The organism is Porphyrobacter sp. TH134, from assembly GCF_002855495.1.
GTDB lineage: Bacteria > Pseudomonadota > Alphaproteobacteria > Sphingomonadales > Sphingomonadaceae > Erythrobacter.
Genome location: NZ_PKRO01000032.1, coordinates 1 through 12,232 on the forward strand (window position 1 = coordinate 1; position 12,232 = coordinate 12,232).

Sequence of the window (12,232 nt, forward strand, 5' to 3'; positions counted from 1 at the left end):
CTCGGTCGTTTCTGGCGAAACCCCGGAATCAGCGATCAGCAAGCGCGTCAAGCGCAACCGGCTGATATCTCCCAACTACTTTTGAGGACAGGCTCTTGGATGGCTAAAGCCATGGCGAGTATTGGCTTTGATATTTCTGCGTCCGGTGAATATGCAATAAAGAAAGAGGTCGTAAAATCTCAGATAAATGCCAAACACCTGATTCCGCTGCTTAAAGAAATGCCGCTTCAACTGGTAGTTGAAGATTTCCATTATTTGGAAGATGAAACTAAGAAAGAAATATTTCAGCAATGGAAGGCTTTCGTCGATGATGGCGTTTCTGTCTTGGTTGTCAGCACAACTCACCACGCGATTGATATTGCGCGCGCGAACCCTGATTTAAGTGGTCGCACTCGCTTCATTGAGGTCGGTAAGTGGAGCTTGGAAGATTTGGCCGAGATACCACGTAAAGGTTTTGCGATCCTTGGGATTAGAAACGGCGAATTGACTAGAAGTAGAATAGCAAAAGAATCGTGCGGCCTTCCGATCATTGCACAACAAATTTGTCAAGAAATTGCATTACATCACGATATGTCGCCCGGTTCGAGGAAGCGTGCGGCAAACGTCATGCCAGAAGCGGTTTCAAAATCTTGTGAATTTGTAGCAAACAACTTGTACGCCAACCATAAGGGCGATTATGAACGACTGATAACGGGACCTCGACGGGGTCGTCGTAAACATGCATCGTATGAAAACATTATTGGTTCATTTGCACTGGAGCCATTGTGTTTCTCATTGAAGTACCATGAGTTGATGGACAGGGTTGCAAAGCTTTCGGGAGAAAATCACATCCCGCAGGCTTCAATCAACGCCGCGCTGAAGGCGCTAGGAAAGTTTCAAGAGCGCAGTAAACTTCGCCTTTTGGACTGGCACGAAGGCGAAAGGACTCTTTATATCGTCGAACCCTCGTTCCTATTTTATCTGCGGCAGCGCCTTGATAACGGGACAGGAGAGGACTTGAACGAAAAAATCCTGCGTTTTTTCAGATTTGTTGATTCAGACGGCAATCCTTTTAAACTCGAAATCAAAATGGTTGGTCGACCACAGGGCACACCTTCGAGCGACCCTTAAGCTTAAGAGAGTTTCGGCGCCGGATGAGCGCACCAACGGCTCTAAGAACGACATGAGCCACGCAGAAGCCAGCGCGTCCTCGCGCATCACCAGCCGTCACCCTCTACCGTCACCCCGGACTTGATCCGGGGTCCAGCTTCCTTCCGCTGACACCAGCGCCCGGCCGCCCTGGGTCCCAGCTTTCGCTGGGATGACGGAGGCGGGGTGCGGGATGCTCTCGCATCGTCTTCCCGGGCTTGACCCGGGACCCCGCTTCTTCCCTCACCGTGGTAAAAGCCGGCCCGACCCCGGATCCCCGGCCTTCGCCGGGGCAGGCACGTCCGGGGCGACGTGAGGGGGTATGGCCCAATCACCCCCTTCCGCTTTCCTACGCTCCCGCCGCCGGGCTAACCTCGCGGTGGCCCTTCGTGGCCCGGCTCTTTCGGAATCGTCGCAAGCGCGGCTGCCGCCGCACAAATAGGGTGTTTTGCGCGCCAAAACCCTGTCCGTCCGGCCTCGCGGAACACCGCTAAGCCTATAAGAAATAACAGAATAATCCCACCATGCAAAGTTGACACGGTGTCACCTTTGTCCGCTTTGGCAGGGGCGCCCTCAGGCCCCGCACCATTCGCGCCGGGGACCGCCCCAGCGGGCCGCCAGCCCCTCGCGCACCAGCACCGCGCCGAGGCTCTGGCCGCCGCGGGTTACGATCCTCAGTTCGCGGCCATAGCGGTCGCGGGTGCGGCCATCGGGCGGGGGGGTGAGCGCGAAGGCTCCGGCGTTGAGCAGGCTGCGCAGCCGCTCGGTCGCCTGCCGGCCCAGCATCGCCTCCCGCGGACAGCCGGGGCGGCTGACTTCGGGGGTGTCGATATCGGCGAGGCGGATCTTGGCGCCGCGATACCAGATGGTGTCGCCGTCCACCACGCAGGTCACGCGCACCGGCCCCGCGCAGACCGGGAACAGCGCGCGGTGCGGTTCTGTCCGGGGGGCAAGGCCTTGCGCCTCGCCCTCACCGGGCAGGACGGAAAGAACACCGGCTGCCGCCAGCAACAGCGCAGCCAGCGCCGGCCAGCGGCGCGCAGGTGATGTGGTGAATGTCATGCTGTTATCCCGCTCCCGGCTTTACCGGGAGAACGGCAGGATTCCAGCGATTTTCGCCGCGGTTAAACGCCTAGGCGGTGGTATCAGGCTTCCGTATCGCCCCGCGGTGTGGTGCGGCGGTCGGCGCCCGAGCGGCGGTCGCCCTTGCGGCGATCCGGCCCTTCAAACGGGACTTGGTTCTGCCGCCGGTCGTGCTGCCTGCGCCCTCCGCCCGCTGGATCAGCCGCCGGGTCATCCTGCTGGTTATCGCTCATGATTAAAACTCCCCGCTTGATGACTACCACCTGACCGGCAAAACACCTAACTTGGCCATGCGACCCGGCACCAAGCCGCTTGGCCCCGCGCCCGCAAGCCGCTAGGGCGCGGGCAACAGCGCGGTAGCGCCCCCACGAACAACGGAACGCCGGTGACCGACAAGCCGAACCATCCCGAGGCCGCAGCGCCCGATCTGTCCAAGGCCGAAGTGCTGATCGAGGCGCTGCCCTATTTCCAGCGCTATGCCGGGCGCACCTTCGTGGTGAAGTACGGCGGCCACGCGATGGGCGATCCCGAGGCCGCGCGCGACTTTGCCGAGGATATCGTGCTGCTGAAGGCCGTCGGCATCAACCCGGTGGTGGTGCATGGCGGCGGCCCGCAGATCGGCCAGATGCTCAAGCGGCTGGGGGTGGAGAGCACCTTTGTCGATGGTCTGCGTGTCACCGATGAAGCCACCGCCAAGGTTGCCGAGATGGTGCTGTCGGGCGCGATCAACAAGGAGCTGGTCAGCTGGATCGCGGCGGCGGGCGGCAAGGCGATCGGGATTTCGGGCAAGGACGGCGGGCTGGTCACGGCCAGCAAGGTCACCCGCACCACCCGCGATCCTGACAGCAATATCGAACAGGTCGTCGACCTCGGCTTCGTCGGCGAACCGGCGATGGTGGACACCACCGTGATCGATACGATGGTGGCCGCCGGGATGATTCCGGTGATCGCCCCGATTGCGCCGGGCGCGGACGGGGCGACCTATAATATCAATGCCGACACCATGGCGGGCGCCATCGCCGCCGCGCTGGGCGCGGCGCGGTTGTTTCTGCTGACCGACGTTCCGGGCGTGCTGGATGCTGATGGCACGCTCTTGTCCGACCTCACCCCGGCCGACATCGCCCAATTGCGCGAAGACGGTGTGATCCGCGGCGGCATGGTGCCCAAGCTGGAAACCTGCGTTGCGGCGGTGCAGGCGGGCTGCGAGGCGGCGGTGGTGCTGGATGGCCGGGTGGGCCATGCGATGCTGCTCGAATTCTTCACCGCGCGCGGCGCGGGCACGCTGGTGCGCGTGTAACCAGCGGGAACTGAGATATGGCGCGAGGCGTATTAACCCGCTAATACGCCTGCCAGGGGATTACATCAGGCGCGGCTCGCTAACCCCAATGGCGGCCGCCCTTCGCAACGGAAACGGATCGCAATGACTGACGCATTCCTGCAGATTTTCCTGATGGTGCTCAACACCGCCAATATGCTGCTGATTATCTGGTTCGTGATCGGCCTGTTATTTGCCTTCAACGTGGTGAGCCCGAGCAACCAGTTCGCCGCCGCCGTGCATGATGCGCTCAGCCGTCTGTTTGAACCGGCGCTGCGCCCCATCCGCAAGGTGATGCCCGATACCGGCGCGATCGATTTTTCGCCGATGGTGTTCATCATGCTGCTGAATGCCGTGGCCTATATCCTTCAGGGTGCGATGGCCTGATGGGGGAAGCAGCGCGGATCGACGGCAAGGCGTTTGCCGAAGCCCTGCGCGGCCGGATCGGCGCGCTGGCGGCTGCCTTTGCGCAAAGCTGCGGACGGCGTCCGGGCCTTGCGGTGGTGCTGGTGGGCGAGGATGCGGCAAGTCAGGTCTATGTCGGCGCCAAGGGCCGGGCCTGCACCGAGGCCGGGATTGCCAGTTTCGAACACCGCCTGCCTGCCACCACCAGCGCAGGCGAATTGCTGGCGCTGGTCGAACGGCTGAACCGCGACGAAGAGGTTGACGGCATTCTGGTGCAATTGCCGCTGCCTGCCGGGCTTGACGAGCAGGCAGTGATCGCCGCGATCGACCCCGACAAGGATGTTGACGGGTTCCACGTCATCAATGCCGGGCGGCTCAGTGTCGGGCAGCCGGGCTTTGTGCCGTGCACGCCGCTGGGATGCCTGATGCTGCTGCAAGACCACCTCGGCGATCTCAGCGGGCTGGAGGCTGTGGTGATCGGCCGGTCGAATATTGTCGGCAAGCCGATGGCGCAGCTGCTCACCGATGCCAATGCCACGGTGACGGTGGCGCATAGCCGGACGAAGAACCTCGCCGAGGTGGTGCGCCGTGCGGATATTGTGGTGGCCGCCGTGGGCCGTCCGGAAATGGTGCGGGCCGACTGGATCAAGCCGGGCGCGACCGTGATCGACGTTGGCATCAACCGCTTGGCCCCGACAGACGACAAGCCGAAGGGCCGGCTGGTGGGCGATGTCGCCTATACCGAAGCCGCCGAAGTCGCAGGCGCGATCACGCCGGTGCCGGGCGGGGTCGGCCCGATGACCATCGCGGTGCTGCTGCGCAACACGCTGGTCGCCGCTCACCGCCACGCCGGGCTGGACGCGCCAGAGGGGCTGTAACCCGAACGGAGACTGACATGCGGCTCTTTGCCTGTGCTCTTGCCATTGCCGCGCCCTTGGCGCTGGCCGCCTGCGGCGGCGGTGCCGGAGGAGGTAAGCCAAACAGCCGTCAGCTGGCGGTCATCAACCGCGCGCTGGCCACTGCGCCCGGCGCCGCGCAGCCCAGCACCATCGTGGCCGCCGAACTCGCCTTTTCGCGCGCCGCGCGGGAACGCGGGCAATGGACCGCGTTCCGCCAGTTTGCCGCCCCCGGCGCGCTGCTGCACGGCAAGGACGGCCCCTTTGCGATCGAGCCGTGGCTGGCGACCCAGACCGATCCGGCAGAAGCCGTGCAGTGGGAGCCGCGCGTCATTGCGATGAGCTGTGATGGGGCGGTCGCGGTCAGCAAGGGCCGTTACCGCGATCCGCAGGGCAAGGTTGGCAGTTTCGTGACTGTGTGGGAACGCCAGAGCGACAACACCTATCGCTACATCTTCGATGTCGGCGGCGATGATGTGCCCCAGCCTCCCCCGCGCAAAGCGGTCGAGGAGGGCGATATCGTCGTAACCGAGATCGACGCCGTGCAGGGCATGGTCGCCACCTGTCCGCGCGGCGGCCCCGGCACCACACCGCCGCCGCCCGCAATGCCCATCGGCGAGGACGGCAAGGCTGATGCCCGCCTGTCGCGCGATGGCACCTTGCGCTGGCGCTGGGAACACCGGGCCGACGGCACGCGCTATATCGCCGCCGATTACTTCGATCAGGGCCGCTGGGTCACCGCGATCGAACAAAGCCTTGCGGCGACCGGCGATTGATGTGAGGGGGCGCGTAACCCTTCTCCAAAGACGATCATGGTGCTGACCGAACTTTTCCTTTCTGCCTTCGTCACCCTGTTCGTGGTGATCGACCCGCCGGGGTGCGCGCCGATCTATGCCGGGCTGACCAAGGGCGCGAGCCGGGAACAGGCGCGCAGCATGGCGCTGCGGGCGACCGGGATCGCGGCAATCATCCTGCTGATCTTTGCGCTGTTCGGGCAGGAACTGCTGGGCGCGCTGCATATCGAGTTGAACTCGTTCCGCATCGCGGGCGGGCTGATGCTGTTCTTCATCGCCTTTGACATGGTGTTCGAAAAGCGCACCCAGCGCCGCGAGGAACGCGCCGAGAAAATCGCCGCCACTCCGGAGGTTGAAGACGTCTCGGTCTTTCCGATGGCCATGCCGATGCTGGCGGGGCCGGGCGCGATTGCCGCGGTGATGCTGCTGATGAACGAGGCTGAAGGCTGGCCCGAAATGCTGGAAGTGCTGGCCGCGCTGGCAGCGGTGCTGGCGATCACGGCCGCCGCGCTGGTTGCGGCCGGGCCGCTGATCCGGCTGCTGGGCGACAAGGTCGAGGCGGTGATTACCCGCCTGCTGGGCGTGCTGCTGGCAGCGCTCGCGGCGCAATATGTGATTGACGGCTTGAAGGGCAGCTTCGGGCTATAGACCGGCCACCTGGCCATATCTTATGACAATGCAAGGCCGCAGCCTGATGCGGCGCGTGGGAAAGACATTCGATGTTCAAGCATTTCGGCGGCTCCTTGCTGTTCACGGCTTTCGGCCTCGCCCTCGGGGGCTGGTATGGCTGGGAACTGACCGGCACGTTTGATGGCGTGTTGTCGATGGTGTGGATCTGCGCCGTGCTGGCGGTGCTGGAGGTCTCGCTTTCCTTCGATAACGCCGCGGTCAATGCCTCGGTGCTGAAAGACATGGACCCGGTCTGGCAGCAGCGCTTCCTGACCTGGGGGATCGCGATTGCCGTGTTCGGGATGCGGATCGTGTTTCCGCTGGTCATTGTGATGGTGGCCGCATCGCTCGGCCCGATCGAAGCGATGAAGCTCGCGCTCAATCAGCCGGCGGAATACCAGCGCATCGTCAGCGAGGCGCATATCGGGCTGATGGGTTTTGGCGGTGCGTTTCTGGGGATGGTCGGCCTCAAATACTTCTTCGATTCCGAGAAAGAGGTGGATTGGATCGCCGTGATTGAACGTCCGCTTGCCAAGGTTGCCGATATTGAAGCGGTGGCCATCGGGCTGGTGCTGGCGGGCACCTGGGCGACATCGACCATGCTGGCCGATGATGATGCGCTGACTTTCATCACGGCCGCGATTGCCGGCCTGCTGGTCTATCTCGCGGTCGAGATCGTCAACCACCTGCTCGAACCGCCCACGCCCACCACCGGCGATGTGGCCAAGGCCGGGTTCGGCGCGTTCCTGTATCTGGAAGTGCTGGACGCCAGCTTCTCGTTCGACGGGGTGATCGGTGCCTTCGCGCTGACCAACAACCTCATCATCATCGCCATCGGTCTTGGGATCGGCGCGATGTTCGTGCGGTCGATGACGATCTTCCTGGTCAACAAGGGCACCATGTCGGAATACCGCTATCTTGAGCATGGCGCGTTCTATGCGATCATGGCGCTGGCGGTGATCATGTACATCAACACCTTCGCGCATATCCCGGAAGTCATCACGGGCGTGATTGGTGCGGTGCTGATCGGTGCGGCGTTCTGGTCTTCGGTGCGCTGGAACCGGGCCAACCCGGCCCAGCCCGAGGACGCGCTGATCTAGGCCCAGTCGCCCAGCAGCGGGGTGAACTCGTCGACCCGGATCAATTGCCACACCCCGCCGGTGAGGTAGGGATCATCGGCGAGGATCGCGCGTGCCGCCGCCTCGTTCTCGGCCTTCACGATCAGCAATGATCCGATAATCAGGCCATCGGCGCGTTTCAGCGGGCCGACGATGACGAAATGGTCGGCATTGGCATGGACAAATTCGAGATGCGCCGGCCGGTGAATTGCGCGCAGCCGTCCGCCGTCTTCGCCGTCGCGGCAGTGAAAGCAGAACATGCGCATGGTCGTGGGGCCTCTCTTGCTGGCGTCTCAGGCTAACGCGAGGCGTCGCCCCGATCAAGGAGAGGCGTTGCAAACACCGCGCTTGAAGCGCAGCCTCATGGCGTTCAGAGCGCCGGGCAACCTTTCGCGAATCGTTTCAGGTGAAACCAGATGGCTGATTATTCCCCCGCCGCCCTGCCTGTTTCCGGCATCGACCGCACCGATCTGCGCCGCGCCTACCGGCAGGAGGAAGAAGCCTGCATCGCCGAGCGTTTGCAGCAGGCGGCCCCGGCGGCGCGGGTGCATGAAGCAGCGGCGCGGCTGGCGATTGACCTGATCGAGGGCGCGCGCGGCAAGAAGGCCAGCGGGATCGACGCCTTCTTGCAGCAATATGGCCTCGACACCGAGGAAGGCATCGCGCTGATGTGCCTTGCCGAAGCGCTGCTGCGCGTGCCCGATGCCGCCACCGCCGATGCGCTGATCAAGGACAAGATCGGCAGTATCGAATGGAGCGAGCATCTGGGGACAAGCTCCTCCACCTTCGTCAACGCGGCGACCTTTTCGCTGATGCTGACGGGCGAAGTGCTTGATCCGCCCGATGCCCGCCAGCGCGGTATGGGGAGCGTGCTGAAGCGCGCGATGAACCGGCTGGGCGAGCCGGTGATCCGCACGGCGACGGGTCAGGCGATGAAGATCCTCGGCGGGCAGTTCGTGTTCGGCCGGACCATCGACGAAGCGCTCAAACGCGCCGCGCCCGAACGCGCACGGGGCATCACGCACAGCTTCGACATGCTGGGCGAAGCGGCGATGACCTTCGCCGATGCCGAGAAATACCGCCTTTCCTATGAAGCCGCGCTGGCAAGGCTGGCGCGCGAGGCGGGGGCCGGGGTGGCCGCCTCGCCGGGCATTTCCGTCAAGCTCTCGGCGCTCCACCCGCAATACACCTTCTTCCACGCGGACGCGGCGAAGGCGGCGATGATCCCGGTGATCCGCGACCTCGCAGTGAAGGCGCGCGATGCCGATATCCACTTCACCATCGATGCCGAGGAGGCCGAGCGGCTGGAACTCAGCATGGATATCATCGAAGCGCTGGTCGCCGATGACGATCTGTTCCGCCGTCCCGATGGCACCCGCTGGGAAGGCTTCGGCCTTGCCGTTCAGGCCTATCAGAAGCGCGGTGTTGCGGTGTGCGACTGGGCGGGCAAGCTGGCGCGCCGGCATGGCCGCCGCTTGTTCGTGCGGCTGGTCAAGGGCGCTTACTGGGACAGCGAGGTGAAGCTGGCACAGGTCGGCGGCTACCGCGATTACCCCGTCTTCACCCGTAAGGTGGCAACCGATGTCAGCTACCTCGCCTGCGCGGCGCGATTGTTTGAGCACGCCGATGTGATCCGCCCGGCCTTTGCCACCCACAATGCGTACACGATCGCGGCGATCAAGCATCTCAGCGAAGGCAAGGCGTTCGAGTTCCAGCGCCTGCATGGCATGGGCGAAGAGGTGTACGACGCGCTCCACGCCCTCGAAGGCAACCAGCGCACGCCGGTGCGCATCTACGCGCCGGTGGGGGGGCACAAGGAACTGCTCGCCTATCTGGTGCGCCGCCTGCTGGAGAACGGGGCCAACACCAGCTTCGTCAACCGCATGGGCGATGCGGATACCGCGCCTGAGGAGCTGGTGGGCGATCCGGTGGCCGAGCTTACCGCGCTGAACCCACGCCGCAATCCGGCGATCCCGCTGCCTGCCGCGATCTTCGGGGCACGGAAAAACAGCGCGGGTGTGGACCTCAGCGATCCGCTGGTGCGTGAACCACTGTTGGAGCAACTGCACGCGCTCGAAAGCCGCCAGTGGACCGCCGCGCCGACCTTCCCTTCGTCCGAAGCGGGCGCACAGGTGAATGTCACCTCTCCGCATGATCCATCGCACATCGTCGGCACCCGCCGCGATGCGACCGCCGAAGAGGTCGATGCCGCTTTCACCCGCGCCGCCGCGATCCAGCCCGGCTGGGACGCGCTGGGCGGCGAAGCGCGCGCGCTGCTGCTCGAACACGCTGCCGACCTGTTCGAGGCGCATACGGCGGAGTTCCTCAGCCTGTGCCAGCGCGAGGCGGGCAAGACGCTGCTCGATAGCGTACTGGAACTGCGCGAGGCGGTGGACTTCCTGCGCTACTATGCCGCCGAAGCGCGGCGCCAGTTTGCCGCGCCCACCATCCTCCCCGGGCCGACGGGGGAGGAGAACAGCCTCAGCCTCCACGGGCGCGGGGTGTTCGCCACGATTTCCCCATGGAACTTTCCGCTGGCGATCTTCATCGGCATGGCGAGCGCCGCGCTGGCCGCTGGCAATTCGGTCATCGCCAAGCCCGCCGAACAGACCCCGCTGATCGCCGCGCTGGCGGTGAAGCTGTGCCACCAGGCGGGCATTCCGCCTGAGGCGTTGCAATTGCTGCCGGGCGCGGGGGAGGTCGGCCAGCTCATCACCGCCGACCCGCGGCTGGCGGGCGTCGCCTTCACCGGATCGACCGACACGGCCCGCGCCATCAACCGCGCGCTGGCGATGCGCGACGGGCCAATTGCCACCCTGATCGCCGAGACCGGCGGGCAGAATGCGATGATCGTGGATTCCTCCGCGCTGCCCGAACAGGTGGTGCGCGATGTGCTGGGAAGCGCCTTTCAAAGCGCAGGGCAGCGGTGTTCGGCGTTGCGGGTGCTCTATGTGCAAGACGACATCGCCGATGGCGTGCTGGCCATGATCCGCGGCGGGTTTGCCGCACTGCATGTCGGGGATCCCGCCGATCTTGCCACCGATGTCGGCCCGGTGATCGACGCAGACGCCAAGGCGTTGCTGGAGGCGCATATCGCCGATTGCACCGCGCGCGGCCTTCCGGTGGAACGCCTGCCCGGCGCCCCGACCACCGGGCATTTCGTGGCGCCGACGATCATCGAAATCCCCTCGATCGCCGCGCTCCAGCGCGAGAACTTCGGCCCGGTGCTCCACGTGGTACGCTTCAAGGCAGGTGAGCTGGCGCAGGTGGTTGAGGACATCAACGCCACCGGCTTCGGGCTGACGCTGGGCCTTCACAGCCGCATTGCCGAAACCCGGCGCTTCGTGCAGGCTCACGCCAAGGTGGGCAATTTCTACGTCAACCGTAACCAGATCGGCGCGGTGGTGGGAAGCCAGCCGTTTGGCGGAGAGGGTCTGTCGGGCACCGGGCCGAAAGCCGGCGGCCCGCATTACCTCGCGCGCTTTGCCACCGAACGGGTGATGACGATCGACACCACGGCGGCCGGCGGCAATGCCAGCCTGCTGGCGGCGGGTTAGGCGGGCGGATGGCGATCAGCTTCAAGGTTGCCAGCTACAACATCCACAAGGGGCTAGGCACCGACCGCAAGCGCGATCCGGCGCGCATCTTGCGCGTGTTGCAGGAGGTTGATGCCGATATCGTCGCGCTTCAGGAAGCCGATCTCAGATTTGGCTCGCGCGCCAGCGTGCTGCCGCGGTTCCTGATTGAGGAGCACACCGACTACGTCCCCGTGCCGCTCGATGTGCAAGCCGATTCGTTGGGGTGGCACGGCAACGCGATCCTGGTGAAGCGCCATGTCGGTATCGTGGCCCACGACATTATCCATATCCCCTGCCTCGAACCGCGCGGCGTGGTGACCGCGACTGTCGCGGTTGCGGGGGTCGCGGTGAAGGTGTTCGGGATGCACCTTGATCTGTCGGGACTGTGGCGGGTGCGGCAGGCGCGGGCGATTGCCGCGCTGGGCGAGGCCGCGCGCGCGCATGGCCCGGTGGTGTTGATGGGCGATCTGAACGAATGGCGGCGCCAATCGGGCTGCTTTCGCGAATTCGGAAAGCATTTTGCGGTGCTCGATCCCGGCCCCAGCTTTCACAGCATTCGCCCCATCGGCCGGCTTGACCGGATCATGCATTGCGAGCGGCTGGCAGCCACGGCTTGCGGCGTGCACCGCAGCGCGCTGGCAGCGACGGCGTCGGATCACCTGCCGGTGTGGGCGCAGTTTGCGGTTCGGTAAGAGGGAATGGTGACTTTCGGGCGGCCTGCGATGAAGCGCAAAGGTCGGAAAGTGGGTGGGAAATGGACACTCAAGTTCAATCGCAACGTATTCCGCCCGGCTCGACACGCGCACGATATTCTTCATGAAGGGCTGAGTCATCCAATCGTTCGCGATTGCCGTCGCGACTGATGTCTACACTTAGGTTGCTCTTAAAGCCCGCGCCGAGCAGATAGACCATCTGAAACACGGCGGCATCAACCACGTCTCGAAGGAGCAGCAGGGCCGTCGCATCGTCCGTGTTGACGAGAGCATCCCGTATCCGCAGGACGCTTTCATTAGGCTTACGTCCGGGTGGATTACGATAAGCCCCCAGCAACTCCGCAGGTAGCGACTGACTCTCGATGACCATTGCGTCGAGCATCTCGCCTGAAAGTGTCGTCATGCAACCTCCGCGTCTAACTAGTCTGAGCCAGTTCGCACGACTGTCTTCATGACCGCAATGGAGTCGGTTCCTGAATGTCAGGAAATTTCTGCGAGCCGAGCCAAGCCGCCATGCCGCTTTCGGGATCGGG

Annotated in this window: 13 protein-coding genes; 9 read left to right on the forward strand and 4 right to left on the reverse strand. The window is 64.2% G+C overall.

All coding sequences use genetic code 11. The features are described 5' to 3' along the window. The coding region (locus C0V72_RS16255) for a hypothetical protein (RefSeq protein WP_233999932.1) at nt 1–1,110 on the forward strand (1,110 nt) is incomplete at its 5' end. Nucleotides 1,111–1,701: 591 nt separating this feature from the next. Here C0V72_RS16255 and C0V72_RS12465 read toward each other — a convergent pair. Both C0V72_RS12465 and C0V72_RS16450 read right to left on the reverse strand, forming a co-directional pair. Next, nucleotides 1,702–2,190: a thermonuclease family protein gene (locus C0V72_RS12465; protein WP_101794473.1), complete on the reverse strand. Its 489-nt coding sequence runs from the start codon at nt 2,188–2,190 to the stop codon at nt 1,702–1,704. An 83-nt stretch (nt 2,191–2,273) separates the two neighbouring features. Further along, a complete protein-coding gene (locus C0V72_RS16450; RefSeq protein WP_172439014.1) occupies nt 2,274–2,444 on the reverse strand; it encodes a hypothetical protein in 171 nt (56 codons plus the stop codon). Nucleotides 2,445–2,596: 152 nt separating this feature from the next. Between C0V72_RS16450 and argB the strand changes: the two genes are divergently transcribed. The 6 genes from argB to C0V72_RS12500 all read left to right on the forward strand — a co-directional run bounded on the left by argB (nt 2,597) and on the right by C0V72_RS12500 (nt 7,390). After that, a complete protein-coding gene (gene argB, locus C0V72_RS12475; RefSeq protein WP_233999933.1) occupies nt 2,597–3,508 on the forward strand; it encodes an acetylglutamate kinase in 912 nt (303 codons plus the stop codon). Between the two features lie 123 nt (nt 3,509–3,631). Next, nucleotides 3,632–3,913 (forward strand): YggT family protein, encoded by a 282-nt coding sequence (locus C0V72_RS12480; RefSeq protein WP_101794475.1) that lies wholly within the window; start codon nt 3,632–3,634, stop codon nt 3,911–3,913. Continuing rightward, nucleotides 3,913–4,809 carry a bifunctional methylenetetrahydrofolate dehydrogenase/methenyltetrahydrofolate cyclohydrolase FolD gene (gene folD, locus C0V72_RS12485; RefSeq protein ID WP_101794476.1) on the forward strand — a complete coding sequence of 299 codons (897 nt, stop codon included), beginning with the start codon at nt 3,913–3,915 and terminating at the stop codon, nt 4,807–4,809. Before C0V72_RS12480 ends, folD begins: the two co-directional genes overlap by 1 nt. Before the next feature lie 17 nt (nt 4,810–4,826). Then, nucleotides 4,827–5,603 (forward strand): hypothetical protein, encoded by a 777-nt coding sequence (locus C0V72_RS12490; RefSeq protein ID WP_101794477.1) that lies wholly within the window; start codon nt 4,827–4,829, stop codon nt 5,601–5,603. Between the two features lie 42 nt (nt 5,604–5,645). Then, the gene (locus C0V72_RS12495; protein ID WP_101794495.1) at nt 5,646–6,269 is read left to right on the forward strand and encodes a MarC family protein; all 624 of its coding nucleotides are present in this window, start codon (nt 5,646–5,648) and stop codon (nt 6,267–6,269) included. A 71-nt stretch (nt 6,270–6,340) separates the two neighbouring features. After that, nucleotides 6,341–7,390 carry a DUF475 domain-containing protein gene (locus tag C0V72_RS12500; RefSeq protein WP_101794478.1) on the forward strand — a complete coding sequence of 350 codons (1,050 nt, stop codon included), beginning with the start codon at nt 6,341–6,343 and terminating at the stop codon, nt 7,388–7,390. Here C0V72_RS12500 and C0V72_RS12505 read toward each other — a convergent pair. Next, nucleotides 7,387–7,674, reverse strand: coding sequence for a YciI family protein (locus tag C0V72_RS12505; protein WP_233999934.1), 288 nt, complete (start codon nt 7,672–7,674; stop codon nt 7,387–7,389). The genes C0V72_RS12500 and C0V72_RS12505 overlap by 4 nt on opposite strands. A gap of 150 nt (nt 7,675–7,824) precedes the next feature. Between C0V72_RS12505 and putA the strand changes: the two genes are divergently transcribed. Together putA and C0V72_RS12515 are read left to right on the forward strand one after the other, a co-directional pair. Next, nucleotides 7,825–10,965 carry a bifunctional proline dehydrogenase/L-glutamate gamma-semialdehyde dehydrogenase PutA gene (gene putA, locus C0V72_RS12510; RefSeq protein ID WP_101794479.1) on the forward strand — a complete coding sequence of 1,047 codons (3,141 nt, stop codon included), beginning with the start codon at nt 7,825–7,827 and terminating at the stop codon, nt 10,963–10,965. Nucleotides 10,966–10,973: 8 nt separating this feature from the next. Beyond that, the gene (locus C0V72_RS12515; protein ID WP_101794480.1) at nt 10,974–11,678 is read left to right on the forward strand and encodes an endonuclease/exonuclease/phosphatase family protein; all 705 of its coding nucleotides are present in this window, start codon (nt 10,974–10,976) and stop codon (nt 11,676–11,678) included. Nucleotides 11,679–11,754: 76 nt separating this feature from the next. Here C0V72_RS12515 and C0V72_RS12520 read toward each other — a convergent pair whose 3' ends face one another. Further along, complete coding sequence (locus tag C0V72_RS12520; protein WP_143704587.1) at nt 11,755–12,102, reverse strand: hypothetical protein; 348 nt, start codon at nt 12,100–12,102, stop codon at nt 11,755–11,757. Nucleotides 12,103–12,232: the final 130 nt, after the last annotated feature.

Bases quoted from the DNA above. Each gene is read 5' to 3' on its own strand.
- C0V72_RS12465 (WP_101794473.1), bottom strand. From the start codon at position 2,190: ATGACATTCACCACATCACCTGCGCGCCGCTGGCCGGCGCTGGCTGCG.
- C0V72_RS16450 (WP_172439014.1), bottom strand. From the start codon at position 2,444: ATGAGCGATAACCAGCAGGATGACCCGGCGGCTGATCCAGCGGGCGGA.
- C0V72_RS12480 (WP_101794475.1), top strand. From the start codon at position 3,632: ATGACTGACGCATTCCTGCAGATTTTCCTGATGGTGCTCAACACCGCC.
- folD (WP_101794476.1), top strand. From the start codon at position 3,913: ATGGGGGAAGCAGCGCGGATCGACGGCAAGGCGTTTGCCGAAGCCCTG.
- C0V72_RS12490 (WP_101794477.1), top strand. From the start codon at position 4,827: ATGCGGCTCTTTGCCTGTGCTCTTGCCATTGCCGCGCCCTTGGCGCTG.
- C0V72_RS12500 (WP_101794478.1), top strand. From the start codon at position 6,341: ATGTTCAAGCATTTCGGCGGCTCCTTGCTGTTCACGGCTTTCGGCCTC.
- C0V72_RS12505 (WP_233999934.1), bottom strand. From the start codon at position 7,674: ATGCGCATGTTCTGCTTTCACTGCCGCGACGGCGAAGACGGCGGACGG.
- putA (WP_101794479.1), top strand. From the start codon at position 7,825: ATGGCTGATTATTCCCCCGCCGCCCTGCCTGTTTCCGGCATCGACCGC.
- C0V72_RS12515 (WP_101794480.1), top strand. From the start codon at position 10,974: ATGGCGATCAGCTTCAAGGTTGCCAGCTACAACATCCACAAGGGGCTA.
- C0V72_RS12520 (WP_143704587.1), bottom strand. From the start codon at position 12,102: ATGACGACACTTTCAGGCGAGATGCTCGACGCAATGGTCATCGAGAGT.